Origin of the sequence: Pseudomonas flavescens (assembly GCF_013408425.1) — a bacterium.
In the GTDB taxonomy this organism is placed as follows: Bacteria; Pseudomonadota; Gammaproteobacteria; order Pseudomonadales; family Pseudomonadaceae; genus Aquipseudomonas; species Aquipseudomonas fulva_A.
On record NZ_JACBYV010000001.1, the window covers coordinates 5848452 to 5872946 of the forward strand.

A 24495-nucleotide genomic window follows, 5' to 3' on the forward strand; every position below is an offset into this window, starting at 1 on the left:
TCGTTTTGAGTCGCAAGTATTTTGGCACCGACGGTATTCGTGGGCGCGTCGGTCACTATCCCATTACCCCCGACTTCATGCTCAAGCTCGGCTGGGCCGCGGGCATGGCCTTTCGCAAGCAGGGCAAGTGCCGGATTCTGATCGGCAAGGACACGCGCATCTCCGGCTACATGTTCGAGTCGGCCCTGGAGGCAGGTCTGTCTGCTGCAGGTGCTGACGTCATGCTGCTCGGGCCGATGCCGACGCCGGCGATCGCCTACCTGACGCGTACCTTCCATGCCGAGGCGGGCATCGTCATCAGTGCATCGCACAACCCGCACCACGACAACGGCATCAAGTTCTTCTCCGGGCAGGGCACCAAACTGCCTGACGAGGTCGAGCTGATGATCGAAGAGCTGCTCGATGCGCCGATGACGGTGGTCGAGTCCGAACAGCTCGGCAAGGTATCGCGGATCAATGACGCCGCGGGGCGCTACATCGAATTCTGCAAGAGCAGTGTGCCGACCAGTACCGACTTCGCTGGCCTCAAGATCGTTCTCGATTGTGCCCATGGTGCGGCCTACAAGGTCGCGCCCGCCGTGTTCCAGGAGCTCGGTGCCGAAGTTTCGGTGCTTTCCGCTCAGCCCAACGGCCTGAACATCAACGCCGATTGCGGCTCGACCCATGTCGAAAACCTGCAGGCCGAGGTCGTGTCGCGCCAGGCGGATCTGGGTATCGCCTTCGATGGCGACGCCGATCGGGTGCTGATGGTCGATCACACCGGGGCTGTGGTGGACGGTGACGAACTGCTGTTCATCATCGCTCGTGATCTGCAGGCGCGTGGCAAGCTGCAGGGTGGGGTGGTCGGCACCCTGATGAGCAACCTGGGCCTCGAACTGGCCCTCGACGAACTGCAGATTCCCTTCGTGCGCGCCAATGTGGGTGACCGTTACGTGATCGCCGAGCTTCTGGAGCGCGGCTGGCAGCTGGGTGGCGAGAACTCTGGGCATCTGGTGTGCTTCCAGCACGTCACCACGGGGGATGCGATCGTCGCGGCGCTGCAGGTACTGCTCGCCATCCGTCGACGTGGGCAGAGCCTTGCCGAGGCGCGTCAGGGCCTGCGCAAGTGTCCGCAAGTGCTGGTCAACGTGCGTTTCGGAGGTGGTGTCGACCCGCTCAAACATCCCGACGTCCAGGCTGCCAGCGACAGCGTGACGGAGCGCATGGCCGGGCGCGGCCGGGTGTTGCTGCGCAAATCCGGTACCGAGCCGCTGGTGCGGGTGATGGTGGAGGGTGAGGACGAAACTCAGGTACGAGCCTATGCCAATGAATTGGCTGAGGTTGTCTCTCGAGTCTGTGTCTGATTCGGCTTGCCAGTCCACAATCGGTTGGGTAACATCTGCGCCCTCTTTGACCAACGAGGTAAAGCATGCGCCGCTCAATGGTTGCTGGTAACTGGAAAATGCACGGTACCCGCGCCAGTGTCGCAGAGCTGATCGATGGTCTGAATCGGCAGGTGTTGCCTGCCGATGTCGATGTTGCCGTGTTCCCTGTCAGTGTTCATCTCGGTCAGGTTGTCGAGGGATTGGCTGGTGTTGCCGTGTCGATTGGCGCGCAAGACTGTGCAGTCGAGGCGGGGCAGGGTGCGTTGACCGGAGAGGTGTCGAGCGAGCAATTGCGCGATGCCGGTTGCAAGCTCGTGCTGATCGGCCATTCCGAGCGTCGCCTGATTCTGGGTGATAGCGAGGAGCAGGTGGTGCGCAAGTTCGCGGCGGCCCAGGTTGCCGGGCTCGTTCCGGTTCTGTGTGTGGGGGAAACCCTCGAGCAGCGCGAAGCGGGTGAGACGCTTGCGGTCGTAGGGCGTCAGCTCGACAGCGTGATGGATGCGCTGGGTGTCGCGGTGCTTTCGAGTGCCGTGGTGGCGTACGAGCCGGTCTGGGCCATTGGTACCGGGCTGACGGCGTCGCCCGAGCAGGCGCAGGACGTGCATGCGGCGATTCGTGCTCGGGTCACTGGCAAAGATGCGGATGTGGCGGGTGCTTTGAGAATTCTTTATGGCGGCAGTGTCAAGGCCGCCAATGCAGCCGAGCTTTTCGGCATGCCAGATATCGATGGGGGGCTTGTGGGTGGAGCCTCTCTGAATGCGGATGAGTTCGGTGCGATCTGTCGCGCTGCAGGAAACTAAGAATATGCTGGAAACAGTCGTTGTGGTTCTTCATCTGCTGGGCGCGATCGGTGTGGTTGTGCTGGTTCTGCTGCAGCAGGGTAAAGGTGCCGATGCAGGTGCTTCGTTTGGTGCTGGTGCTTCGAATACCGTTTTCGGTAGTCAAGGAACTACTACCTTTCTGAGTCGAGTTACTGCTATACTCGCCACCGCTTTTTTCATTACCAGCTTGGGTTTAGCTTACTTTGCTAATCAAAAGTCTGATACGCTTGGCCAGGCTGGTCTGCCTGATCCGGCAGTGATGGAAGTGCCGCAGGAAAGCAAGCCTGCAGCAGAAGATGTACCGGTGCTTGAGCAGCAACAAGCGCCAGCTTCGGGGCAGCAAGACGTACCTCAAACCCCTGAAGAGCAGTAAGCGTTAATTTGCCGAGGTGGTGGAATTGGTAGACACGCTACCTTGAGGTGGTAGTGGCCATAGGCTGTAGGGGTTCGAGTCCCCTTCTCGGTACCAATTGAACAGAAGAGCCCGCAGCATGCGGGCTTTTCTGTTTCTGGGGGTTGGTTGACCCGCGGGGCGGTTCAGCCGTATAATCCGCTCCCAGTTTTGAAGCGGGATGGAGCAGTCCGGTAGCTCGTCGGGCTCGTCGCCCGAAAGTCGCTGGTTAACTCCAGCACCCGCATCCAGTTGTAGCGGAGCCCCTTTCAAGGGGCTTTTTGCTAGCTGGTTGACAGATTTGCCGTCGCACGGACGGTTTTATGGATGGGCGTTTCGCCCATTTTTCATTTGCACAGCATGCGCGAGGGGTTCGGGTGTCGAGCAAGCTAGAACAGTTGCAGGCCTTGGTGGCCCCGGTAGTCGAAGCGCTTGGCTACGAGTGCTGGGGTATCGAGTTCCTGTCTCAGGGGCGGCATTCGCTGCTGCGTATCTACATCGATCATGCCAATGGCGTTCTCATCGACGATTGCGAGAAAGTCAGTCGGCAGATCAGCGGTGTTCTCGATGTCGAGGATCCCATTGCGGCGGAGTACACCCTCGAGGTCTCGTCGCCAGGCATGGATCGACCGCTGTTCACGTTGGCGCAGTTCGCCAGTCACGCCGGCGAGCAGGTAAAAATCAAGTTGCGCTCGCCGTTCGAAGGGCGCCGCAACTTTCAGGGTCTGCTCCGCGGTGTGGAGGAGGAAGACGTGGTGGTGCAGGTGGATGACCACGAGTTCCTTTTGCCGATCGATCTGATCGACAAGGCCAACATTATCCCCCGGTTTGATTGAGACACGGATCCCGCGGGATTCGCGGAATGCGTGGATCCCAATGGATTGCGAAAGGCGAGGCGTACGATGAGCAAAGAAGTACTGCTGGTTGTTGAGTCGGTATCCAATGAAAAGGGCGTACCGGCCGCTGTGATTTTCGAGGCGCTCGAGTTGGCGCTGGCCACAGCGACCAAGAAACGTTTTGAAGATGAAGTCGAACTGCGCGTGGCGATCAATCGCCAGAGTGGCAGCTATGAGACCTTCCGTTGCTGGACCGTTGTCGAGGAAGAACACTTCGACGATCCCGCGCATCAGGTGACCACCGACATGCCGCGTGCTGTCGAGGCGAATGCCAAGGTCGGTGATGTACTCGAAGAAAAGATCGAGTCCATCGAGTTCGGGCGCATCGCTGCGCAGACCGCCAAGCAGGTCATCGTGCAGAAAGTGCGCGAGGCCGAGCGTGCCCAGGTCGTCGAAGCCTATCGCGAGCGTCTTGGCGAGATCATCGCCGGCACCGTGAAAAAGGTCACCCGTGACAATGTCATCGTCGATCTGGGTGCCAACGCTGAAGCGTTGCTGGCTCGCGAAGACATCATCCCGCGTGAAACTTTCCGAGTCGGCGTGCGCTTGCGTGCCCTGCTCAAGGAAATCCGCACCGAGAACCGCGGCCCTCAGCTGATTCTGTCGCGTACCGCGCCGGAAATGCTGATCGAGCTGTTCCGCATCGAAGTGCCGGAAATCGCCGAAGGCCTCATCGAGGTCAAGGCTGCTTCTCGTGATCCGGGCTCGCGAGCCAAGATCGCGGTGCGTTCCAAGGACAAGCGTATCGACCCGCAGGGTGCCTGCATCGGTATGCGCGGTTCGCGTGTGCAAGCGGTTTCCGGCGAGTTGGTCGGTGAGCGCGTGGACATCGTGCTGTGGGACGACAACCCTGCGCAGTTCGTCATCAACGCCATGTCGCCGGCCGAAGTCGCGGCGATCATCGTTGACGAAGACGCTCACGCCATGGACATCGCCGTTGGCGAAGACAACCTGGCGCAAGCGATCGGCCGTGGTGGTCAGAACGTACGCCTGGCCAGCCAACTGACCGGCTGGACGCTGAACGTGATGACCGAAGCGGACATTCAGGCCAAGCAGCAGGCCGAGACCGGCGACATCCTGCAGAGCTTCATCGACGAGTTGGAAGTCGACGAAGAGCTGGCCCAGGTGCTGGTCGAAGAAGGCTTCACCAGCCTGGAAGAAATCGCTTACGTGCCGATGGAAGAGATGCTCAGCATCGATGGTTTCGACGAAGAAATCGTCAACGAACTGCGCTCGCGAGCGAAGGATCGTTTGCTGACCAAAGCCATCGCCACAGAAGAAAAGCTGGCAGACGCCCAGCCGGCCGAAGACCTCCTCGAAGTCGAGGGTATGGACAAAGGCCTGGCGCAGGAACTGGCAGTGCGCGGTGTGGTTACCCGCGAAGACCTGGCCGAGCAGTCTATTGACGACCTGCTCGACATCGACGGCATCGACGAAGAGCGTGCCGGCAAGCTGATCATGGCCGCCCGAGCCCACTGGTTCGAGTAAGTTTTACGGCCTGAGGAGAGAAGTGCATGACGCAAGTCACGGTGAAAGAACTGGCCCAAGTGGTCGACACACCGGTAGAGCGCCTGCTGCAGCAGATGCGAGAGGCGGGTTTGCCGCACAGCAGTGCCGAGCAAGTTGTCACCGATAACGAGAAGCAGGCCCTGCTTGCTCATCTGAAGAGCAGCCACGGCGAGAAGAAAGCCGACGCGCCGCGCAAGATTACCTTGCAGCGCAAAACCACCAGCACCCTGCGGGTCGCTGGCAGCAAGACCATCAGTGTTGAAGTGCGCAAGAAGAAGACCTTCGTCGAGCGCAGCAACGAAGAGATCGAAGCCGAGAAGCAGCTTGCGCTCGACGAGCAGCGTGCCGCGGCGGAAGCCGTTCGCCTGAAGGCCGAGGAAGAAGCCAAGCGCAAAGCCGAAGAAGAGGCCAAGCGCCAGACGTCTTCGCCAGCCGCCGAGCAGGCGCCTGTGGTTGAAGCCGTTGCGCCGACGCCGACCATTGCCCCTGTCGCAGCCCCTGCTGCCGATGAGCGCAAGAAGGACGAGCCGCGTCGCCCTGACAAAGCCCGTAACGACGACGCTGATCGCCGTGGCGGTGATCGCAAGACCACCCAGCATCGCCCGACCGTCAAGGAAAAGGCGCCTGCTCCACGTGTCGCTCCGCGTACCACCGACGAAGAAAGCGATGGCTTCCGTCGTGGTGGCCGTGGCAAGGCCAAGCTGAAGAAGCGCAACGCTCACGGTTTCCAGAGCCCAACCGGCCCTATCGTGCGCGAAGTGAAGATCGGCGAGACCATCACCGTGGGCGACCTCGCCCAGCAGATGTCGGTCAAGGCTGCTGAAATCATCAAGTTCATGTTCAAGCTGGGTACGCCGGCGACCATCAACCAGGTGCTGGATCAGGAAACTGCCCAGCTGGTTGCTGAAGAACTGGGCCACAAAGTGACCCTGGTCAGCGATACCGCGTTGGAAGACTCCCTGGCCGAGTCCCTGAAGTTCGAGGGTGAAACGTTCTCTCGCGCTCCAGTGGTGACCGTCATGGGTCACGTCGACCATGGTAAGACCTCGCTGCTCGACTACATCCGTCGCGCCAAGGTTGCTTCCGGTGAAGCGGGTGGTATCACCCAGCACATCGGCGCCTACCACGTGGAAACCGAGCGCGGCATGGTTACCTTCCTCGATACCCCGGGTCACGCCGCATTTACCGCGATGCGTGCCCGTGGTGCCAAGGCTACCGATATCGTGATTCTGGTTGTCGCGGCGGACGACGGCGTGATGCCGCAGACCATCGAAGCCGTTCAGCACGCTGTGGCTGCCGGTGTACCGCTGGTTGTCGCCGTGAACAAGATCGACAAGCCGGGCGCCGATCTCGATCGCATCCGTAGCGAACTGTCGGTGCATGGCGTGACCTCGGAAGAATGGGGCGGTGACACGCCGTTCGTACCTGTCTCGGCCAAGGTCGGTACCGGTGTGGACGAGCTGCTCGAGGCTGTTCTGCTGCAGGCCGAAGTTCTGGAACTCAAGGCAACCCCGTCGGCCCCAGGCCGCGGTGTGGTGGTCGAGTCCCGTCTGGACAAGGGCCGTGGTCCGGTCGCTACCGTACTCGTCCAGGACGGTACGCTGCGTCAGGGCGACATGGTGCTGGTCGGTTCGAACTATGGCCGCATCCGCGCCATGCTCGACGAGAACGGCAAGCCGATCAAGGAAGCTGGTCCGGCGATTCCAGTCGAGATCCTCGGTCTCGACGGTACACCGGAAGCCGGTGACGACATGACTGTCGTCGCTGACGAGAAGAAAGCGCGTGAAGTTGCGCTGTTCCGTCAGGGCAAGTTCCGCGAAGTGAAGCTGGCGCGTGCCCATGCTGGCAAGCTGGAGAACATCTTCGAGAACATGGGTCAGGAGGAGAAGAAGACGCTCAATATCGTCCTCAAATCCGACGTCCGTGGCTCGCTGGAAGCGCTGCAGGGTTCGCTCGGCGGTCTGGGTAACGACGAAGTGCAAGTGCGCGTCGTCGGTGGCGGGGTGGGTGGTATCACCGAGTCCGACGCCAACCTGGCACTGGCTTCCAACGCCGTACTGTTCGGTTTCAACGTGCGTGCCGATGCGGGCGCTCGGAAAATCGTCGAGCAGGAAGGTCTGGACATGCGTTACTACAACGTCATCTACGACATCATCGAGGACGTCAAGAAGGCGCTCACCGGTATGCTCGGCAGTGACGTTCGCGAGAACATCCTCGGTATCGCCGAAGTCCGTGACGTGTTCCGTTCGCCGAAGTTCGGTGCGGTCGCCGGTTGTATGGTGGTCGAAGGTACCGTTTACCGTAATCGTCCGATCCGCGTATTGCGCGACGACGTGGTGATCTTCGAAGGCGAGCTGGAATCCCTGCGTCGCTTCAAGGACGATATGGCCGAAGTGCGTAACGGCATGGAGTGCGGTATCGCTGTGAAGAGCTATAACGACGTCAAGGTCGGCGACAAGATCGAAGTGTTCGAGAAAGTCCAGGTGGCTCGCAGCCTGTAATCGCGAGTCGCAACACGCAACGCCCGGCCCCGCATTCGCGCGGCCGGGCGTTTGCCGCTTTTGAGTCCGATGCTTTTTCAGGCGTCGAGGCGAGTGGAAGGTAGCAAAGATGGCAAAAGACTATAGCCGTGCCCAGCGCATCGGCGACCAGATTCAACGCGAGTTGGCGCAGCTGATTCGCACCGAAGTCAAAGACCCGCGCCTGGGTGGCCTGGTAACCGTCACGGCGGTCGACGTCAGCCGCGACGCCAGCCATGCCAAGGTGTTCGTCACCATCATGGGCGCCGAGCCGCAAGAAGGTGTCGACCCTATCGTGCAGAGCCTCAAGGTGCTCAACGACGCCAGTGGTTTCCTGCGCATGCAGTTGGGCAAGGCGATGAAGCTGCGTAGCGTGCCGAACCTGCGCTTTCACTACGATGAGAGCGTGATTCGCGGTGCTCAGCTGTCGGCGCTCATCGAGCGTGCGGTGACCGAGGACAGCAAGCACGGCGACACCGATACCGAAGCCAAGGAGTAACTGCGTGGCTCAGGTAAAACGTATTCGTCGCAAGGTCGACGGCATCATCCTGCTCGACAAGCCCAAGGGCTTCAGCTCCAACGCTGCACTGCAGAAGGTGCGCTGGCTGCTCAATGCCGAGAAGGCCGGACATACCGGCAGCCTTGATCCATTGGCGACTGGTGTGCTGCCGCTGTGCTTCGGCGAGGCGACCAAGTTCTCCCAGTACCTGCTCGATGCCGACAAGGGTTACGAGACGGTCATGCAGCTTGGCGTCACCACCACCACGGCCGATGCCGAGGGTGAGGTGCTCGAGCGTCGTGACGTGAATGTCGCGGCGGCCGATATCGAAGCGCTGTTACCGCGTTTTCGTGGCGACATCAGCCAGATCCCGCCGATGTACTCGGCACTCAAGCGCGACGGCCAGCCGCTTTACAAGCTGGCGCGGGCAGGAGAAGTAGTGGAGCGCGAGGCGCGTTCTGTTACTATTGCGCGCCTGGAGTTGCTCGACTGTGCCGCCGACAAGGCGAGCCTGGCGGTCGACTGCAGCAAAGGGACCTATATCCGTACCCTGGTCGAGGACATCGGTCAGTTGCTGGGGTGTGGTGCTCACGTCGCGGAGCTGCGTCGCGTCAAGGCCGGTCCGTTCGGTCTGGTGCAGACGGTCAGCCTCGAAGAGCTCGAGCGTGTGCATGCCGAAGGTGGCAACGAGGCGGTTGATCGCTTCCTGCAACCGGTGGACAGTGGCCTCGAACATTGGCCGCTGCTGAGCTTCTCGGAGCACAGCTCGTTCTATTGGCTGCAAGGGCAGCCCGTCCGTGCGTCGGACGCGCCGAAGTTCGGCATGGTGCGGGTACAAGATCACAGCGGTCGCTTCATCGGTATCGGTGAAGTGAGCGAAGACGGGCGCATTGCGCCGCGTCGTCTGATTCGGTCTGCATGACCGTGGCGAGTCGCTCAAACGGCTCGTATCGAGGGTGGCTGTCAATAGGCACGGTCATTGCTCCTTTAAAAACACGGGAAGCGATTCCCGGCCTATTGAGACTGTCGTTCACGACAATCTCCAGATGAGAGGATGCCCACATGGCACTCAGCGTTGAAGAAAAAGCTCAGATCGTTAACGACTACAAGCAAGCCGAAGGCGACACCGGTAGCCCGGAAGTTCAGGTTGCTCTGCTGTCCGCTAACATCAACAAGCTGCAAGGCCACTTCAAGGCCAACGGCAAAGACCACCACTCGCGTCGTGGCCTGATCCGTATGGTCAACCAGCGTCGTAAGCTGCTGGATTACCTGAAGGGTAAAGACACCAGCCGTTACAGCGCCCTGATCGGTCGCCTGGGTCTGCGTCGCTAAGCAATGCTTATGCGCCGTTGACCGCAAAAGCTGGAAGTGGGCTCGCCCCGCTTCCAGCTTTTGCGTTTATGCTTCACCCGTTTTATGGCTTCACCCATTTTGGACAGCGCCGGGCCGATTCCCGAAGCGACTGCCCACGAATTCGCAAGAAACCGTTTCCCCAAAGGCAACAGAGAGAAGGAAAACACCGTGAACCCGGTAATCAAGAAATTCCAATTCGGTCAGTCGACCGTCACCCTCGAGACTGGCCGTATCGCCCGTCAAGCCTCCGGCGCAGTGCTGGTCACCGTTGACGACGACGTCGCCGTACTGGTCGCCGTAACCGGCGCCAAATCTGCCGACCCGAGCAAAGGCTTTTTCCCCCTGTCCGTGCACTACCAGGAAAAAACCTACGCTGCCGGCAAGATCCCGGGTGGCTTCTTCAAGCGTGAAGCGCGCCCGAGCGAGAAAGAAACCCTGACCTCGCGTCTGATCGATCGCCCGATCCGTCCGCTGTTCCCGGAAGGCTTCCAGAACGAAGTGCAGGTCATCTGCACCGTGATTTCCACCAGCAAGAAAACCGATCCGGACATCGCTGCGATGATCGGTACGTCGGCTGCCCTGGCAATCTCCGGTATTCCGTTCAATGGTCCGATTGGCGCTGCGCGCGTCGCTTTCCACCCGGAAACCGGCTACCTGCTGAACCCGAACTACGAGCAGCTCAAGGCCTCCAGCCTGGACATGGTCGTGGCCGGCACCAAAGACGCGGTACTGATGGTCGAATCGGAAGCCAAAGAGCTGACCGAAGACCAGATGCTGGGTGCCGTGCTGTTCGCCCATGACGAATTCCAGGTGGTTATCCAGGCCGTTACCGAGCTGGCTGCCGAAGCCGCCAAACCGACTTGGGACTGGCAGCCGAAAGCGGAAAACACCTCCCTGCTGTCGGCTATCCGTAGCGACTTCGGTGACGCGATTTCCCAGGCTTACACCATCACCATCAAGCAAGACCGTTATGCGCGTCTGGGCGAGCTGAAAGATCAGGTGGTCGCCAAGTTCTCCGGTGAAGAAGGCCAGCCTTCTGCCGGTGAAGTGAAAGAAGCCTTCGGCGAAATCGAATACCGCACCGTGCGCGAGAACATCGTCAACGGCAAGCCACGTATCGATGGTCGTGACACCCGTACCGTGCGTGGCCTGAACATCGAAGTCGGTGTGCTGGACAAGACCCACGGTTCGGCGCTGTTCACCCGCGGCGAAACCCAGGCGCTGGTCGTTGCCACCCTCGGTACCGCCCGTGACGCACAGCTGCTGGACACCCTCGAAGGCGAGCGTAAAGACCCCTTCATGCTGCACTACAACTTCCCGCCGTACTCGGTGGGCGAGTGTGGCCGCATGGGCGCCACTGGTCGTCGTGAAATCGGCCACGGCCGTCTGGCTCGTCGTTCGGTACAGGCCATGCTGCCAGCTGCCGACGTGTTCCCGTACACCATTCGCGTGGTCTCGGAAATCACCGAGTCCAACGGTTCCAGCTCCATGGCTTCGGTTTGCGGTGCTTCCCTGGCGTTGATGGACGCTGGTGTACCGATGAAGGCGCCGGTCGCCGGTATCGCCATGGGTCTGGTCAAGGAAGGCGAGAAATTCGCCGTTCTGACCGACATCCTCGGCGACGAAGATCACCTCGGCGACATGGACTTCAAAGTGGCCGGTACCGCCAATGGCGTCACCGCGCTGCAGATGGACATCAAGATCCAGGGCATCACCGAAGAGATCATGGAAATCGCTCTGGGCCAGGCCCTGGAAGCGCGCCTGAATATCCTCGGCCAGATGAATCAGGTCATTGCTCAATCCCGTAGCGAACTGTCGGCCAACGCGCCAACCATGATCGCCATGAAGATCGACCAGGACAAGATTCGCGACGTCATCGGTAAAGGCGGCGCCACCATCCGCGCGATCTGCGAAGAAACCAAAGCCTCGATCGACATCGAAGACGATGGCTCGATCAAGATCTTCGGCGAAACCAAGGACGCTGCAGAGGCCGCGCGTCAGCGCGTTCTGGGCATCACCGCGGAAGCCGAGATCGGCAAGATCTACGTCGGCAAGGTTGAGCGCATCGTCGACTTCGGTGCCTTCGTCAACATCCTGCCGGGCAAGGACGGTCTGGTGCACATCTCCATGCTCAGCGATGCGCGTGTCGAGAAAGTCACCGACATCCTCAAGGAAGGTCAGGAAGTCGAAGTGCTGGTACTGGACGTCGACAACCGCGGCCGCATCAAACTGTCCATCAAGGACGTCGCTGCTGCCAAGGCTTCGGGTGTCTGATCCGGGCTAACGCCGCTGCTACGAGAAAGCCAGTCAGGGTGACCTGACTGGCTTTTTTATTGCCGCTCGGTAGAGGCTCCGGCTCGCTGAGTTGCGATGCGCGTGGCTCTGTTCAGGCGTAGCTGGTGGCGGATGCTTTGGCTCAGATAGGCAGTCGGGCTCTTTTGAGGAGGCACTCATGTCAGTACCTGTTCTGGCTGCTGCCCAGTGCGCGGTCCGTGCTGGCGATATCACGGGCACCGGCAATCGCCTGCTGGTCGTTTCCAGGCAGCCCGGTGGCCGGCAGGGGTTCGAAAGGTCATTACCTTTCAGTTCCTGAAGCGCAGTCATCAGGGTGAGCGGGTCATAAAAAAACGCCAGTCAGGCAGGCCTGACTGGCGTTTTCATTACAGCGGCTCGCTGTTCGATCAGTCGGTGTACTGGAACAACTTGATGATCTTCTGCACGCCCGACGTGCTCTGCACCACGTTGCTCGCTGCGTTGGCCTCCTGGCGGCTGACCACGCCCAGCAGGTAGACGACGCCGTTTTCGGTGATGACCTTGATACGGCTGCCAGGAACGCCGCTGTCGGCGAGCATCTGGGTCTTGATCTTGGTGGTCAGCAGCGAGTCGTTGCTGCGTGCCAGCAGCGAGCTTGGCTGCTGAACCTGCAGTTCGTTGTGTACCTTGCGCACGCCTTGCACGGTGCGCGCGGCCTGCTCGGCAGTGCTCTTCAGTTCAGCGCGCGGAGTTTGCCCGGCGATCAGGATCACGCCGTTGTAGCTGGTCACCACGATGTGCGAGGTGGGGCTGGCCAGGTCGGCGTGGGCGCGGGTGATGGCGTTGGCGACATCGGGGCCGACGAACTGGTCGTCGATCTTGTTGCCGATGCTGCGGCTGCCGCAACCGCCAAGGATCAGGCTTATTGCCAAGGCGGCGAAGATCAGTGGTGAACGGGTCATTCTTCACTCCCAAACAGTTGACTGTCGATAAGGTCGCACAAGCAGTGGATGGCCAGCAAATGGACTTCCTGAATGCGTGCCGTGACCTTGGACGGCACGCGAATTTCCACATCTTCGGGGAGCAGCAGCGAGGCCATGCCGCCGCCGTCGCGGCCAGTCAGGGCGACCACGGTCATTTCCCGATCGTGGGCGGCCTGAATGGCCTGGATCACGTTGGCCGAATTGCCGCTGGTGGAGATCGCCAGCAGCACGTCGCCAGGTTGGCCCAGTGCACGAATCTGCTTGGAGAAGATTTCGTTGTAGCTGTAGTCGTTGGCGATCGAGGTGATCGTCGAGCTGTCGGTGGTCAGTGCGATGGCAGGCAGGCTCGGGCGCTCGCGTTCGAAACGGTTGAGCAGTTCCGAAGAGAAGTGCTGAGCATCGCCAGCGGAACCGCCGTTGCCGCAGGAGAGAATCTTGCCTTCGCTGAGCAGTGCCTGAACCATCACCTGGCTGGCGTGTTCGATGAAGGGCGGGAGCACCTCCATCGCGTGGTGCTTGGCTTCGATGCTTGCTTGGAACAGCTGGCGAATACGGGCTTGCATATCCATGTGGATGTTTGACCTTGACTGTAACGGTACGCCGAGCCGTGTGGCGCGCAGCGCTGTCGTTGAAAATTGGCGGTGAACCGGAGCTGTCGCAGCAAGGCGGAGCTCAGCTGTCGAAGGCGTTCCTGATCCACTCCAGTGGTGCGGGTTTGCCATGGCCTATGGCTATGACATCGAAACGACAAGGATGTTTGGCCCAGCGCTTCTCTTGCTGCAGAAACTGTGTCGCCGTGGCGATCAGCTTGTCGCGCTTGCGCCTGTCGACACTCTCGATCGCACCGCCCCAGGCGCTGTGCTTGCGGTAGCGCACTTCGGCAAATACTACTGTATCGCCGTCGAGCATGACCAGATCGAGTTCGCCGCGCTGCCCCCGCCAGTTCTGGGCAATGGGCTGCAAGCCGTGAGTTTCGAGATGCTCGCGGGCGAGGGCTTCAGCCGCCCGCCCGCTGGCATGTCGTGGGTCGTCGCTCAAAGCGGTGTGTCGGGCAGGCGCTGGATTTGCCCGCCACGGATTTCCGCCCAGGGCAGTTGGCGCTCGACCCGCTGCGCCGGGTTGAGGCTCAGGCTACCGGAGAGGCCATCGACACGGCTGTCCGGCAGAGCCTTGAGCTGGCCCAGGCGCGGCGCCAGGCGGAAGGCGTCGACGCCCATGGCGTACAAGCGGCCCATGCTGCCGCCAGCCTGCGGCCACTGATTATTGACCTGCTGGCGCAGTGGGTCGTTGGCGTCCAGCAGCCAGGGTGTTTCGCAGAAGCGAATGCCGTCGAGGTCGCGGTACTGGGCGGCGTTCATGCTGCCGTTGAACAGGTGCGAAGTGGCATAGACCGGTACTTCGCCAGCGTACTGGTAGGCCAGGGTCGGTTTGATCTGCTGAGCCTGTTGCGGGGTGGCGGCAAGGAAGATGAAGTCGACATCCTGGCGGCGGCTGGGCGCGGCGCCGGAAGTCGAGCCGCTGCCGCTGAGCTGGAACAGGTTGGCGATCTGCCGGGCCATGTCCACCGGCTGGTCGATGTGTTCGGCGCCGAGAAAGGTGCCGCCAGCGGCCTGCCAGCTCTGCTGGAACGCGGCCAGGACGCGGTCGCCCCAGTCACCTTTGGGGACCAGTGCCACGGCGCTGCGCTTGCCATCGGCCCAGGCGCGGCGGGCGACTTCACGGGCTTCGTCTTCGGCTGCCAGGCCGAACTGGAACAGTTGATCCGGGCTTTCCGCGCTGGCTTCGCTGTAGTTGAGGGCCAGGGTGGTGATCGGCAGTTGCTCGCGATTGCCCAGTTGGGTCACCAGGTTCTTCTCGAGCGGGCCGACCACCAGTTGCACGCCATCGGCCTGCGCCTGGCGGTAGAAATCATCCAGGGAGGTCAGGCGGGCGCTATCGTACAGCTGGATTTGCGGCTGCTTCTCGCCGCTCTGCTGGGCCTGGTAATGGGCGGCGAGGAAGCCGTCACGCAGGGCGCGGGCCACGGATGCCAGTTGGCCTTCCTGAGGCAGCAGCAGGGCGATCTTCTCCAGCGGCTGGCTGGACAGCGCCTGTAGGTCGGCCAGGGCCTTCGGCAGTTGCTGGGCGGCGGGGTGGTTGGGGTGTTGAGCCAGCCAGTTATCGATGGCGCCTTGCTGTTGTTGCAGGGTGCCGACTGTCTTGGCCACCTGCGCCAACGACAGCCAGCCCGCCAGATCGGCATCGTCAGCGCTGGGCGCCGGCTCGGCCGGCAGGCTGGAGACCAGGCTCCAGATTCGATCCTGGTTGCGCTGTGCCTCGTCGCCGCTGAGCAGCGGCGCGATGAATACGCGCTCGCGAGCTGCAGCAAGAATCTGGCCGTCCTTCTCGAGTGCGTTGGCGCGGGTCAACTGCGTGCGTGTCTGCTGCTCGACCGGCAGTTCACCGAGGCGCTCGAGGCTGGGATGGGCGAGGGCACTGAGCGCCGCCTTGGCATCGTTGCGGGTCAGGGCCAGTTCGGCAGCGAGCGTGCTGGCGAAAATCTGCTGGGCCGGCTTCAGGGTCTGCAGGTCGACCTGGGCGAGAATACCGCTGGCGCGCTCGGCGTTGCCTTGCTTGTAGGCCAGGTCGGCGGCGGTGAGGCGCAGCAATTGCGCGTCTTCGCTCTGGCTGGTACCGGCCTGCTGGAGCATCTGCTCGAGGCTGGCTTGAGGTGTGCGAGGCAGTTCGCCGAGGTTGGAGGTGGGCGAGCTGCTGCAGGCAACGAGCAAGCCGGCAAGGCAGAGTGCAGAGAGCGGACGCAGGCAGGCGATCATGTAAGCGATTCCGGTTCTTGAGCAAATGAACGCGCAATTGTACCCAAGGCACGCCGCCGGCGCGATCTCGAAGGTGTTAACGGGTGCGCAGACAGCGGTATCGCCTGTCGCGAACCCCTCGTTTGTCGCACGCGTTACAATGGGCGCTTTCCGATTAGATGAGGCGCCGCCGTGACTGCTAGTGAAGCTCCCCGTTCCACCACGGGCACCTTGTTCGTGGTGGCGACGCCTATCGGCAATCTCGATGACCTCAGCACGCGGGCGCTCAAGGTGCTGAGCGGTGTTGCGCTGATCGCCGCCGAGGATACCCGGCATTCTGCGCGCCTGATGCAGCACTTCGGTATCGGCACGCAGCTGGCTGCCTGCCACGAGCACAACGAGCGTGACGAGGGCAGCCGCTTTCTCGAGCGTCTGCGGGCGGGCGAGGATGTCGCATTGATTTCCGATGCCGGCACGCCACTGATCTCCGATCCCGGTTATCACCTGGTGCGACAGGCGCGCGCTGCGGGTATTCGCGTGGTGCCGGTGCCGGGCGCTTGCGCGTTGATCGCCGCCTTGTCCGCTGCCGGGTTGCCTTCCGATCGTTTCGTCTTCGAAGGTTTTCTGCCCGCCAAGAGCGTGGGGCGGCGTACCCGTCTGGAGCTGGTGCGCGAAGAGCCGCGCACGCTGATCTTCTATGAAGCGCCGCACCGCATTCTCGAATGCCTGCAGGACATGCGCGACGTGTTCGGTGGCGAGCGCCAGGCGCTGTTGGCGCGTGAGCTGACCAAGACCTTCGAAACCCTGCAGGGGTTGCCACTCGATCAGTTGTGCGAATGGGTGGCGGCAGATGCCAATCAGCAGCGTGGCGAGTGTGTGGTGCTGGTGGCGGGCTGGCAGGCGCCCGAAGAGGAGGCCGCGGTCAGTGTCGAAGCGCTGCGCGTGCTCGATCTGCTGCTCGCCGAGTTGCCGCTCAAGCGTGCGGCGGCACTGGCCGCGCAGATCACCGGGGTGCGCAAGAACCTGCTTTATCAGGCCGCGTTAGAGCGTCAGCAGGACGTTTGAACTTGTTCTCAGCGTATCCCTGCGGTTACCCTAGTCGGCGGAGAGTCGATCGGACAGTCGCTGCCGTGCTTCGTTCGCGAAGTGTGGGGGAGGAAAGTCCGGGCTCCATAGGGCGGAGTGCCAGGTAATGCCTGGGGGGCGTGAGCCTACGGAAAGTGCCACAGAAAATAACCGCCTAAGCGCTTCGGCGCCGGTAAGGGTGAAAAGGTGCGGTAAGAGCGCACCGCACGGCTGGTAACAGTCCGTGGCTAGGCAAACCCCACTCGGAGCAAGACCAAATAGGGTTCCATTGGCGTGGCCCGCGCTGGAACCGGGTAGGTTGCTAAAGACGTACAGTGATGTCCGTCGTAGAGGAATGACTGTCCTCGACAGAACCCGGCTTATAGATCGACTCTCCACCTCCTTTCGCTTTACGCTCCATCCTCTCGTTTCTAATACCGAAAAGATCTTACTCTTAACAAACTACTTTAAGTTTGTGGGGTAGGCGTCTGTATGTCTTTGTTTTTACCCCGACTCTCGCTCCGAGAGCTCAGTCCCGCTCCCTCCTTTAACCGCTAAATCTCCGTTCTATAAGGACTTTTCCGTTCTGGCGCGCCTTGACGGTGGGGTATGCGCGTTCCTATAGTGTGCCCCGGTGGTGAAAAGTGGCATGAAGTGGGTTTTTTTGGATGCAGATGGCTAATTAAGGGGAAACGCAGCAGTGTTTCGCGGAGCTAACGCCATAAGTCTCGACGCCAAAGGGCGACTCGCGATGCCTAGCCGGTATCGGGACGAGCTCGTGTCGCGTTCGGCTGGCCAGCTCATCGTTACCATTGATGCCATCGATCCCTGCCTGTGTGTCTACCCGCTGCCGGAGTGGGAAATCATCGAAAACAAGCTGCGTGAGCTGGCGTCCTTCCGTGAGGAAAACCGCCGCCTGCAGCGTTTGCTGATTGGTAATGCCGTCGACCTCGAGCTGGACGGTAGTGGTCGTTTTCTGGTTCCGCCGCGTTTGCGCGAGTACGCCAAGCTGGATAAGCGCGCGATGTTGGTGGGGCAGCTAAATAAATTTCAACTGTGGGATGAGGATTCCTGGAATGCCGTGGCAGACGCCGATCTGGCCGCCATCAAGCAACCGGGTGCTCTTTCCGATGACTTACGTGACCTGATTCTGTGACCATGACCAGTACCTTCCGCCATATTACCGTGTTGCTCGAGGAGGCCGTAGACGGCCTCTCGTTGCGCGCGGATGGCTGCTATGTGGACGGTACCTTCGGGCGGGGGGGGCACAGCCGGCTGATTCTTGATCGGATCGGACCAGGCGGTCGCTTGCTGGGATTCGACAAGGATCCCCTCGCAATCGCGACTGGAAATACGCTGGCGGCCGAAGACGGCCGCTTTGTCGTTGTGCAGCGCAGCTTTGCGGAACTTGCCGACGAGCTCGCTGTCCGCGACCTCGGTGGACGCGTCAGTGGCGTGCTGCTGGATCTGGGGGTGTCGTCCCCGCAGTTGGACGACGCCGAGCGCGGCTTCAGTTTTCTCAATGACGGCCCGCTGGACATGCGCATGGACCCGACGCGCGGCGTCAGTGCTGCGCAGTTCATTGCCACTGCAGATGCCGACGAAATCGCTCGGGTCTTCAAAGAGTATGGCGAAGAGCGTTTCGCCAAGCGCATGGCTCGTGCCGTGGTGGAACGTCGTGCCGAGCAGCCCTTCGAGCGCACCGCCGATCTGGCTCAGGTACTGACTGTCGCCAACCCCGCCTGGGAGAAGGGCAAGAATCCGGCTACCCGGGCTTTTCAGGGCCTGCGCATTCACGTCAATAACGAGCTGGGTGACCTGGAGCGTGGCCTCGACGCTGCGCTGGAAAGCCTGGAGGTCGGTGGTCGTCTGGTGGTGATCAGCTTCCACTCTCTGGAAGACCGCATCGTCAAACTGTTCATGCGCAAACACGCCAAGGGCGAGATGGACAAGTTGCCTCGCGACCTGCCGATCATCCCCAAGGCCTTCGAGCCGCGCCTGAAGCTGATCGGCAAGCCGCAGTTCGCTTCCGAGGCCGAGCTCAAGGCCAACCCTCGCTCGCGCAGCGCCGTGATGCGCGTTGCGGAGAAGCTGCGATGAGCGGCGTGCTCGCCAAGCGTTTCCCCAAGGGCAGCCTGCTGATGCTGGTGCTCTTCGTTGCCGTGCTCGGTTCCGCGCTGGCGGTGTCCTACAGCGCGCACTGGAACCGTCAGTTGCTCAATGGCCTGTACGCCGAACTCAGTGTGCGCGACAAGGCGCAGGCCGAGTGGGGGCGGCTGATTCTCGAGCAAAGCACCTGGACCGCTCACAACCGTATCGAGACCCTGGCCAGCGAACAGCTGAAGATGCGCATCCCCGACGCTGCCGAAGTACGCATGGTGGCGCCATGATGAAGCTCGAGGGGGCTCTCTACCCGTGGCGCTTCCGCCTGGTCATGCTGCTGATGGCAGTGATGGTCGCAGCGATCGCTGCGCGTATCTTCGAACTGCACGTATTCGACCACGACTTCCTCAAGGCCCATGGCGATGCGCGCAGTGTTCGGCACATTCCGATTCCCGCGCACCGCGGGCTGATCACCGACCGCAATGGCGAGCCACTGGCTGTCAGTACACCGGTCACCACGCTGTGGGCCAATGGCAAGGAACTGCAGGCCGGCAAGGCTCAGTGGCCGGTGCTCGCGGCTGCGCTCGGCCAGGAGCCGAATGCTTTCGCCACGCGTCTGCAGGCCAACGCCGAACGCGAGTTCATGTACCTGGTCCGTGGCCTGACCCCGGAGCAGGGGCAGCGTGTCCTCGACCTCAAGGTGCCGGGCGTTTACCCGATCGAAGAGTTCCGGCGCTTCTACCCGGCCGGGGAAGTGACCGCCCACATGGTCGGCTTCACCGACATCGATGACCGCGGTCGCGAAGGCGTCGAGCTGGCGTTCGAGGACTGGCTGGCTGGCGTGCCCGGCAAGCGGCAGGTGCTCAAGGACAGGCGTGGTCGCCTGATTCGCGACGTGCAGGTGACTCAGAACGCCAAGGCCGGCAAGGCCCTGGCGCTTTCCATCGATCTGCGTCTGCAATATCTGGCTCACCGCGAACTGCGCAACGCGCTGGTCGAATTCGGTGCCAAGGCCGGCAGCCTGGTGATGGTCGACGTGAAGACCGGCGAAATCCTCGCCATGGTCAACCAGCCGACCTACAACCCGAACAACCGCCGCAATCTGCAGCCGGCTGCCATGCGCAACCGGGCGATGATCGATGTGTTCGAGCCAGGCTCCACCATGAAGCCGTTCTCCATGAGTGCTGCTCTGGAGACCGGGCGCTGGAAGCCTACCGACAAGGTCGATGTGCAGGGCGGTACGCTGCAGATCGGTCGTTACACCATCAAGGACGTCTCCCGTGCGCCGGAAGGCGTGCTCGACCTGACGGGCATTCTCATCAAGTCCAGTAACGTCGGCATGAGCAAGGTCGCCTTCGACATCGGCGGCGCTGCCATTTATGACGTCATGCAGCAGGTCGGCCTCGGCCAGGACACCGGCCTGAGCTTCCCGGGGGAGCGCGTCGGTAACCTGCCCAACCACCGCGAGTGGCGCAAGGCCGAGACCGCGACGCTGTCCTATGGCTATGGCCTCTCGGTTACCGCTGTGCAACTGGCCCATGCCTACGCCGTACTGGGCAACAGCGGGCGCAGTGTGCCGATGTCGCTGACCCGTACCGATCGTGTGCGCGACAGCGTGCAAGTGATCCCGGAAGACGTCGCCCACACCATGCAGGGCATGCTGCAACAAGTGATCGAGGCACCAGGTGGTGTATTCCGTGCCCAGGTGCCGGGTTACCACGTGGCTGGCAAGAGTGGTACCGCGCGCAAGACCGCTTCCGGTACCAAGGGCTATCAGGCCAATGCCTACCGTTCGCTGTTCGCCGGCTTCGCTCCGGCCAGCAACCCGCGTATCGCCATCGCCGTGGTCATCGACGAGCCGAGCAAGAGCGGCTACTACGGCGGCCTGGTATCGGCGCCGGTATTCAGCCGCGTCATGGCCGGTGGCCTGCGCCTGATGAACATCACCCCGGACAATCTGCCCGAGACTGCAGCGGCGAAAGCCGAAGCGCCGACGGCGACCAACAATGGAGGGCGCGGCTGATGCCCATGCCATTGAACCAGTTGTTGCCTCAGGCAAGCAGCGGCGTACTGATTCGTGAACTGACGCTGGACAGCCGTCAGGTGCGCCCGGGCGATTTGTTCCTGGCCGTTCCCGGCACTCGTCAGGATGGTCGCGTGCACATTGCCGACGCGATTTCCCGTGGTGCCGCTGCGGTTGCCTACGAAATCGATGGTTCGCTGCCAATGACCGCGGAGAGCGCCGAACTGGTCGCTATCAAGGGGCTGGCAGGGCAGTTGTCGGCGATTGCCGGGCGCTTCTATGGCGAGCCGAGCCGTGGCCTGCACATGGTCGGTATCACCGGCACCAACGGCAAGACCAGTGTCAGCCAGTTGCTGGCCCAGGCGCTGGATCTGCTCGGCGAGCCCTGCGGCATCGTCGGCACCCTCGGCAACGGGTTTTATGGCGCTCTGGCTCAGGGGCTGCACACCACGCCCGATCCTATCGGCGTGCAGGCGACCCTGGCCGGGCTGAAGAAGAACGGTGCCCGGGCGATCGCCATGGAAGTATCGTCCCACGGTCTGCATCAGGGCCGTGTCGCCGCGCTGGACTTCGACGTGGCAGTGTTCACCAACCTGTCGCGCGATCACCTGGACTATCACGGCTCGATGGAAGCCTATCAGGCGGCCAAGTCGGCCCTGTTCGCATGGCCGAGCCTGCGCGCCCGGGTGATCAATCTGGACGACGCCACAGGCCGCAAACTGGCCGAGGACGAGCGCGAGTCGCGACTGATCGGTTACAGCCTGGAAAACGAAAGCGCCTACCTGTTCTGCCGTGACATTCATTTCGATGATCAGGGCGTGCGCGCCACATTGGTCACGCCACGGGGCGAAGGCAGCCTGCGCAGCTCGCTGTTGGGGCGCTTCAACCTCAGCAACCTGCTGGCGGTGGTCGGTGCGCTGGTGGCCATGGACTACCCGCTGGACGAGATTCTCAAGGCCCTGCCACGTCTGCAAGGGCCGGTCGGGCGCATGCAGCGCCTGGGTGGCCAGCAGGCACCGCTGGTGGTGGTCGATTACGCCCACACCCCGGACGCTCTGGAAAAAGTACTGAGTGCGCTGCGCCCGCATGTCACCGGTCGCCTGCTGTGCCTGTTCGGCTGTGGCGGAGATCGTGATCGTGGCAAGCGTCCGCTGATGGCCGAAGTCGTCGAGCGCTTGGCCGATGCCACGCTGGTCACCGACGACAATCCGCGCAGCGAGGCACCCGAGCAGATTTTCGAGGATATCCGTGCCGGTCTGCGCAGCGCGGATCAGGTGCGTTTCGTCCATGGCCGTGGCCGTGCCATCGCTGAGCTGATCGGCGAAGCCGCGGTGGGCGACGTGGTGGTGCTGGCTGGCAAGGGCCACGAGGATTACCAGGAAATCGACGGCGTGCGTCAGCCGTTCTCCGATTTGCAGGAAGCTGCTCGCACACTCGCGGCATGGGAGGCGGCACATGCTTAAGGCGCTGCGTTTGAGTGAAGTGGCCGGGCCATTGAACGGTCGCCTGGTTGGCGAAGATCGCGCTTTCGATGCCGTCAGCACCGATAGCCGCAGTATCGTGCCCGGCCAATTGTTCATCGCCCTGAGCGGCCCGCGTTTCGACGGTCATGACTACCTGGCGCAGGTCGCTGCCAAGGGCGCTGTGGCGGCGCTGGTCGAGCGGGAAGTGCCGGATGCCGGTTTGCCACAGTTGGTAGTCGGCGATACGGCCCTGGCCCTCGGTCAGCTGGCTGCCTTGAATCGCCAGGCATACGGTGGCCCGTTGGCGGCCGTGACCGGCTCCAGTGGCAAGACCACGGTCAAGGAAATGCTCGCCAGCATCCTGCGCGCTGCCTTCATGGATCTGGGCGGCACCGTGCTGGCCACCCGTGGCAACCTGAACAACCAACTCGGCGTGCCATTGACGCTGCTGGAGCTGGCGCCCGAGCACAAGGGTGCCGTGATCGAACTCGGCGCTTCCGGTATCGGCGAGATCGCCTACACCGTCGGCCTGACTCAGCCCCAGGTAGCGATCATCACCAATGCCGGCAGCGCTCACGTGGGCGAGTTCGGCGGGCCGGAGAACATCGTGCTGGCCAAGGGCGAGATCCTCGAAGGGTTGGCCGAAGGTGGCGTGGCCGTGCTCAATCGCGATGACGTGGCCTTCGAGCGCTGGGTCAAGCGCGCTGCCGGTCGTCGCGTGCTGAGCTTCGCCCTGCGCGACGCCAGCGCCGATTTCCATGCCAGCGAGCTGAGTCGCGATCCGCGCGGTTGCCCGTCCTTCAGCCTGTATTGCCACGACGGCCAGGCCCGCGTGCAACTGAACCTGCTGGGTGAGCACAACGTCGCCAATGCGCTGGCCGCTGCAGCGGCCGCCCATGCCCTGTCGGTGCCGCTGATGGCCATCAAGAACGGTCTCGAGAGCCTGTTGCCGGTCAAGGGCCGGGCCGTGGCGCAACTGGCGCAGAACGGTGCCCGGGTGATCGACGATACCTACAACGCCAACCCCGCCTCGATCTGCGCCGCCATCGACATCCTCGCCGGCTTTTCCGGCCGCAAGGCGCTGGTGCTGGGGGATATCGGCGAGTTGGGTGCCTGGTCGGAGCAGGGCCACCGCGAAGTCGGCGAATACGCGATCGGCAAGGCGGACGTTCTGTACGCGGTCGGGCCGCAGATGAAACACGCCGTTCAGGCTTTCGGTAGCCAAGCTCGGCATTTCGCCGACCAGGCCGCCTTGATCGCTGCGGTCCGCGCCGAGCCCGGCGACAGCACCATTCTAATTAAAGGTTCACGCAGCGCCGCGATGGAAAACGTCGTGGTCGCGCTGTGTGGCGATAGCGGGGAGAGTCACTAAATGCTGCTGCTGCTGGCAGAGTATCTGCAACAGTTCCACAAGGGCTTCGCGGTCTTTCAGTACCTGACGCTGCGCGGGATTCTCGGCGTGCTCACGGCGCTGACACTGTCGCTGTTCCTGGGCCCCTGGATGATCCGTACCCTGCAGATTCGGCAGATCGGTCAGGCCGTGCGCAACGACGGCCCGCAGTCGCACCTGTCGAAGAAAGGCACGCCGACCATGGGCGGTGCGCTGATCCTCTCGGCGATCGCCGTCAGCACCCTGTTGTGGGCTGACCTGAGCAACCGTTACGTGTGGGTGGTGCTGATCGTTACCCTGCTGTTCGGTGCCATCGGTTGGGTCGACGACTACCGCAAGGTGATCGAAAAGAATTCCCGGGGTCTGCCTAGCCGCTGGAAGTACTTCTGGCAGTCGGTGTTCGGCCTGGGCGCGGCGACCTTCCTTTATATGACTGCGCAGACGCCGATCGAGACCACCCTGATCGTGCCGTTGCTCAAGGATGTCAGCATCCCGCTGGGCATCGGTTTCGTGATCCTGACCTACTTCGTCATCGTCGGCTCCAGCAACGCGGTTAACCTGACCGATGGCCTCGATGGCCTGGCCATTCTGCCAACCGTCATGGTCGGTGGCGCCCTGGGCATCTTCTGCTACCTGTCGGGCAACGTGAATTTCTCCGAGTACCTGCTGATTCCCTATGTGCCGGGGGCGGGTGAGCTGATCGTGTTCTGCGGTGCGCTGATTGGCGCCGGCCTGGGCTTCCTGTGGTTCAACACCTACCCAGCGCAGGTGTTCATGGGCGACGTGGGTGCGCTGGCGCTGGGCGCTGCACTGGGCACAATCGCCGTGATCGTGCGTCAGGAAATCGTGCTGTTCATCATGGGCGGCGTATTCGTCATGGAAACCCTGTCGGTGATCATCCAGGTCGCCAGCTTCAAGCTGACCGGCAAGCGCGTGTTCCGCATGGCACCGATTCACCACCATTTCGAGTTGAAGGGTTGGCCCGAACCACGGGTCATCGTTCGTTTCTGGATCATCACCGTCATTCTGGTGTTGATCGGCCTCGCTACTTTGAAACTGCGTTGAGGACAG

Annotated in this window: 22 protein-coding genes, 2 tRNA genes and 1 other RNA gene; 21 read left to right on the forward strand and 4 right to left on the reverse strand. The window is 62.1% G+C overall.

Going from position 1 to position 24495, the window contains the following annotated elements; translation table 11 throughout:
• The first annotated feature begins 5 nt into the window (after positions 1-5).
• The 12 genes from glmM to pnp all read left to right on the forward strand — a co-directional run bounded on the left by glmM (position 6) and on the right by pnp (position 11626).
• Positions 6-1343, forward strand: a complete 1338-nt coding sequence (gene glmM, locus FHR27_RS26105) for a phosphoglucosamine mutase (protein WP_042554894.1) — start codon at positions 6-8, stop codon at positions 1341-1343.
• A 65-nt stretch (positions 1344-1408) separates the two neighbouring features.
• A complete protein-coding gene (gene tpiA, locus FHR27_RS26110; RefSeq protein ID WP_179539953.1) occupies positions 1409-2164 on the forward strand; it encodes a triose-phosphate isomerase in 756 nt (251 codons plus the stop codon).
• Positions 2165-2168: 4 nt separating this feature from the next.
• On the forward strand, positions 2169-2558 hold the full coding sequence (gene secG / locus FHR27_RS26115) for a preprotein translocase subunit SecG (protein ID WP_042554896.1): 390 nt from the start codon (positions 2169-2171) through the stop codon (positions 2556-2558).
• Between the two features lie 10 nt (positions 2559-2568).
• A tRNA-Leu gene (locus FHR27_RS26120) sits at positions 2569-2654 on the forward strand.
• 97 nt (positions 2655-2751) lie between these two features.
• Positions 2752-2827: transfer RNA gene (locus FHR27_RS26125), tRNA-Thr, on the forward strand.
• A gap of 126 nt (positions 2828-2953) precedes the next feature.
• Entirely contained in the window at positions 2954-3412 is a 459-nt protein-coding gene (gene rimP / locus FHR27_RS26130; RefSeq protein WP_042554897.1) for a ribosome maturation factor RimP, read from the forward strand.
• 66 nt (positions 3413-3478) lie between these two features.
• A complete protein-coding gene (nusA, locus tag FHR27_RS26135; RefSeq protein WP_042554898.1) occupies positions 3479-4960 on the forward strand; it encodes a transcription termination factor NusA in 1482 nt (493 codons plus the stop codon).
• Positions 4961-4986: 26 nt separating this feature from the next.
• Positions 4987-7482, forward strand: coding sequence for a translation initiation factor IF-2 (infB, locus tag FHR27_RS26140; protein ID WP_179539954.1), 2496 nt, complete (start codon positions 4987-4989; stop codon positions 7480-7482).
• Positions 7483-7591: 109 nt separating this feature from the next.
• Complete coding sequence (gene rbfA, locus FHR27_RS26145; protein ID WP_084304366.1) at positions 7592-7999, forward strand: 30S ribosome-binding factor RbfA; 408 nt, start codon at positions 7592-7594, stop codon at positions 7997-7999.
• Positions 8000-8003: 4 nt separating this feature from the next.
• Positions 8004-8921 carry a tRNA pseudouridine(55) synthase TruB gene (gene truB, locus FHR27_RS26150; protein WP_179539955.1) on the forward strand — a complete coding sequence of 306 codons (918 nt, stop codon included), beginning with the start codon at positions 8004-8006 and terminating at the stop codon, positions 8919-8921.
• A 140-nt stretch (positions 8922-9061) separates the two neighbouring features.
• Complete coding sequence (gene rpsO, locus FHR27_RS26155; RefSeq protein WP_042554902.1) at positions 9062-9331, forward strand: 30S ribosomal protein S15; 270 nt, start codon at positions 9062-9064, stop codon at positions 9329-9331.
• Positions 9332-9520: 189 nt separating this feature from the next.
• Complete coding sequence (gene pnp / locus FHR27_RS26160) at positions 9521-11626, forward strand: polyribonucleotide nucleotidyltransferase (protein ID WP_179539956.1); 2106 nt, start codon at positions 9521-9523, stop codon at positions 11624-11626.
• Positions 11627-12033: 407 nt separating this feature from the next.
• Here the strand turns inward: pnp and FHR27_RS26165 are convergent, their stop codons facing one another.
• The 4 genes from FHR27_RS26165 to FHR27_RS26180 form a co-directional block, all read right to left on the reverse strand.
• Positions 12034-12567, reverse strand: coding sequence for a BON domain-containing protein (locus FHR27_RS26165; RefSeq protein WP_179539957.1), 534 nt, complete (start codon positions 12565-12567; stop codon positions 12034-12036).
• Positions 12564-13157, reverse strand: coding sequence for a phosphoheptose isomerase (locus FHR27_RS26170; protein ID WP_042554905.1), 594 nt, complete (start codon positions 13155-13157; stop codon positions 12564-12566). The genes FHR27_RS26165 and FHR27_RS26170 overlap by 4 nt, the downstream gene beginning before the upstream one ends.
• Positions 13158-13260: 103 nt before the next feature.
• Complete coding sequence (locus tag FHR27_RS26175) at positions 13261-13626, reverse strand: YraN family protein (protein ID WP_042554906.1); 366 nt, start codon at positions 13624-13626, stop codon at positions 13261-13263.
• Entirely contained in the window at positions 13623-15401 is a 1779-nt protein-coding gene (locus tag FHR27_RS26180; protein WP_179539958.1) for a penicillin-binding protein activator, read from the reverse strand. The genes FHR27_RS26175 and FHR27_RS26180 overlap by 4 nt, the downstream gene beginning before the upstream one ends.
• A 171-nt stretch (positions 15402-15572) precedes the next feature.
• On the opposite strand from FHR27_RS26180, the gene rsmI reads away from it, so the two are divergent.
• The 9 genes from rsmI to mraY all read left to right on the forward strand — a co-directional run bounded on the left by rsmI (position 15573) and on the right by mraY (position 24489).
• Entirely contained in the window at positions 15573-16445 is an 873-nt protein-coding gene (gene rsmI, locus FHR27_RS26185) for a 16S rRNA (cytidine(1402)-2'-O)-methyltransferase (RefSeq protein WP_179539959.1), read from the forward strand.
• Positions 16446-16486: 41 nt separating this feature from the next.
• Positions 16487-16844: RNase P RNA component class A (gene rnpB / locus FHR27_RS26190), an RNA gene on the forward strand.
• A 301-nt stretch (positions 16845-17145) separates the two neighbouring features.
• On the forward strand, positions 17146-17601 hold the full coding sequence (gene mraZ / locus FHR27_RS26195; protein WP_013792660.1) for a division/cell wall cluster transcriptional repressor MraZ: 456 nt from the start codon (positions 17146-17148) through the stop codon (positions 17599-17601).
• 2 nt (positions 17602-17603) lie between these two features.
• Positions 17604-18545, forward strand: a complete 942-nt coding sequence (rsmH, locus tag FHR27_RS26200; protein ID WP_179539960.1) for a 16S rRNA (cytosine(1402)-N(4))-methyltransferase RsmH — start codon at positions 17604-17606, stop codon at positions 18543-18545.
• Entirely contained in the window at positions 18542-18835 is a 294-nt protein-coding gene (gene ftsL / locus FHR27_RS26205) for a cell division protein FtsL (protein ID WP_042554910.1), read from the forward strand. Before rsmH ends, ftsL begins: the two co-directional genes overlap by 4 nt.
• Entirely contained in the window at positions 18832-20571 is a 1740-nt protein-coding gene (locus FHR27_RS26210) for a peptidoglycan D,D-transpeptidase FtsI family protein (protein ID WP_042554911.1), read from the forward strand. The genes ftsL and FHR27_RS26210 overlap by 4 nt, the downstream gene beginning before the upstream one ends.
• Positions 20571-22034: a UDP-N-acetylmuramoyl-L-alanyl-D-glutamate--2,6-diaminopimelate ligase gene (locus FHR27_RS26215; RefSeq protein ID WP_042554912.1), complete on the forward strand. Its 1464-nt coding sequence runs from the start codon at positions 20571-20573 to the stop codon at positions 22032-22034. Before FHR27_RS26210 ends, FHR27_RS26215 begins: the two co-directional genes overlap by 1 nt.
• Positions 22027-23406: a UDP-N-acetylmuramoyl-tripeptide--D-alanyl-D-alanine ligase gene (locus tag FHR27_RS26220; protein ID WP_042554913.1), complete on the forward strand. Its 1380-nt coding sequence runs from the start codon at positions 22027-22029 to the stop codon at positions 23404-23406. Before FHR27_RS26215 ends, FHR27_RS26220 begins: the two co-directional genes overlap by 8 nt.
• Positions 23407-24489 (forward strand): phospho-N-acetylmuramoyl-pentapeptide-transferase, encoded by a 1083-nt coding sequence (gene mraY / locus FHR27_RS26225; RefSeq protein WP_042554914.1) that lies wholly within the window; start codon positions 23407-23409, stop codon positions 24487-24489. It begins immediately after the preceding gene.
• Positions 24490-24495: the final 6 nt, after the last annotated feature.

Excerpts from the sequence above, each read along its gene's own strand:
- rsmH (WP_179539960.1), top strand. The coding sequence starts at position 17,604 with ATGACCAGTACCTTCCGCCATATTACCGTGTTGCTCGAGGAGGCCGTA.
- FHR27_RS26210 (WP_042554911.1), top strand. The coding sequence starts at position 18,832 with ATGATGAAGCTCGAGGGGGCTCTCTACCCGTGGCGCTTCCGCCTGGTC.
- rbfA (WP_084304366.1), top strand. The coding sequence starts at position 7,592 with ATGGCAAAAGACTATAGCCGTGCCCAGCGCATCGGCGACCAGATTCAA.
- FHR27_RS26180 (WP_179539958.1), bottom strand. The coding sequence starts at position 15,401 with ATGATCGCCTGCCTGCGTCCGCTCTCTGCACTCTGCCTTGCCGGCTTG.
- nusA (WP_042554898.1), top strand. The coding sequence starts at position 3,479 with ATGAGCAAAGAAGTACTGCTGGTTGTTGAGTCGGTATCCAATGAAAAG.
- ftsL (WP_042554910.1), top strand. The coding sequence starts at position 18,542 with ATGAGCGGCGTGCTCGCCAAGCGTTTCCCCAAGGGCAGCCTGCTGATG.
- infB (WP_179539954.1), top strand. The coding sequence starts at position 4,987 with ATGACGCAAGTCACGGTGAAAGAACTGGCCCAAGTGGTCGACACACCG.
- secG (WP_042554896.1), top strand. The coding sequence starts at position 2,169 with ATGCTGGAAACAGTCGTTGTGGTTCTTCATCTGCTGGGCGCGATCGGT.
- FHR27_RS26220 (WP_042554913.1), top strand. The coding sequence starts at position 22,027 with ATGCTTAAGGCGCTGCGTTTGAGTGAAGTGGCCGGGCCATTGAACGGT.
- FHR27_RS26170 (WP_042554905.1), bottom strand. The coding sequence starts at position 13,157 with ATGGATATGCAAGCCCGTATTCGCCAGCTGTTCCAAGCAAGCATCGAA.
- FHR27_RS26165 (WP_179539957.1), bottom strand. The coding sequence starts at position 12,567 with ATGACCCGTTCACCACTGATCTTCGCCGCCTTGGCAATAAGCCTGATC.
- FHR27_RS26215 (WP_042554912.1), top strand. The coding sequence starts at position 20,571 with ATGCCCATGCCATTGAACCAGTTGTTGCCTCAGGCAAGCAGCGGCGTA.
- mraY (WP_042554914.1), top strand. The coding sequence starts at position 23,407 with ATGCTGCTGCTGCTGGCAGAGTATCTGCAACAGTTCCACAAGGGCTTC.
- rpsO (WP_042554902.1), top strand. The coding sequence starts at position 9,062 with ATGGCACTCAGCGTTGAAGAAAAAGCTCAGATCGTTAACGACTACAAG.
- tpiA (WP_179539953.1), top strand. The coding sequence starts at position 1,409 with ATGCGCCGCTCAATGGTTGCTGGTAACTGGAAAATGCACGGTACCCGC.